The organism is Sinorhizobium fredii USDA 205 (assembly GCF_001461695.1).
GTDB lineage: Bacteria > Pseudomonadota > Alphaproteobacteria > Rhizobiales > Rhizobiaceae > Sinorhizobium > Sinorhizobium fredii.
Genome location: NZ_AUTC01000091.1, coordinates 1 through 754, shown reverse-complemented (window position 1 = coordinate 754; position 754 = coordinate 1). Strand labels below are relative to the sequence as shown.

The 754-nt window shown below is 56.9% G+C and carries 1 protein-coding gene and 1 pseudogene; one reads left to right on the top strand and one right to left on the bottom strand.

All coding sequences use genetic code 11. From position 1 onward, the window contains the following. Positions 1–54: 54 nt before the first annotated feature. Positions 55–339 (top strand): annotated as a pseudogene (locus N181_RS31525) (type IV secretory system conjugative DNA transfer family protein); the annotation flags it as partial. A 33-nt stretch (positions 340–372) separates the two neighbouring features. Here the strand turns inward: N181_RS31525 and N181_RS10295 are convergent. Then, complete coding sequence (locus N181_RS10295; RefSeq protein WP_015633479.1) at positions 373–606, bottom strand: hypothetical protein; 234 nt, start codon at positions 604–606, stop codon at positions 373–375. Between the last annotated feature and the right edge of the window lie 148 nt (positions 607–754).

Sequence of the window (754 nt, the reverse complement as noted above, 5' to 3'; positions counted from 1 at the left end):
AAGGGAATCCCATACGGACTCTTATGTTAGGCGGATACCACTAGCTTAGCTAGATCAGCTTCGGCCATCAACGATCCCGAAACCGCCGAATATGTCTCCAGGCGCTGCGGCGCTACGACTGTGGAGGTCAATCAACTAAGCCGGTGGACGCAGTCCTCCGGCTCGTCGAGAACCCGCTCGAAGCAACTTGTCAGCCGGCGGCTGATCCTGCCGCATGAAGCGTGGCATGCGCGCCGACGAACAGTCTTCACCGCCGGCAATGCGCCTCTTAGGTGCGGGCGCGCGATCTGGTTTCGCAGAGCGGATATGAAAGCATGCGTGAAGCCAAACGCGTCTTTCATGCTAACGCGGAGAGGCAGTGCAGCTTCTGTCTTAGGTAGCGTCCTGGTCCTCTGGAATTTCCTCCAGAAGTCCGTCATAGACTTCGAGCAGCACATCTGTGATCGCCTTACCCAAAGCATTGCCGGCCGCGCGGACGTCATCCTCCGTTCCGTCACGCGCGGCCTTGGCAAGCTCAAAGCCCTGCTCGCCGACAATCTGCTTGGCAACTTCAATCGCCCAGAGGCCGAAGTCGCCACGGCTCCCGATTTGAACAGTTTCTTCCATGCTAAAACCTCGAATGTCTTCTCCGCGCCGAAAACCAGCGCGCGGCTACTAACCGGTGTATTCATCATTGTTGTGAATCGATCAAGACGCATCGATTCACAAGTGCCGTTGGACTGTGACCCGGCATTTGCGAGTCCCATCTAATGAT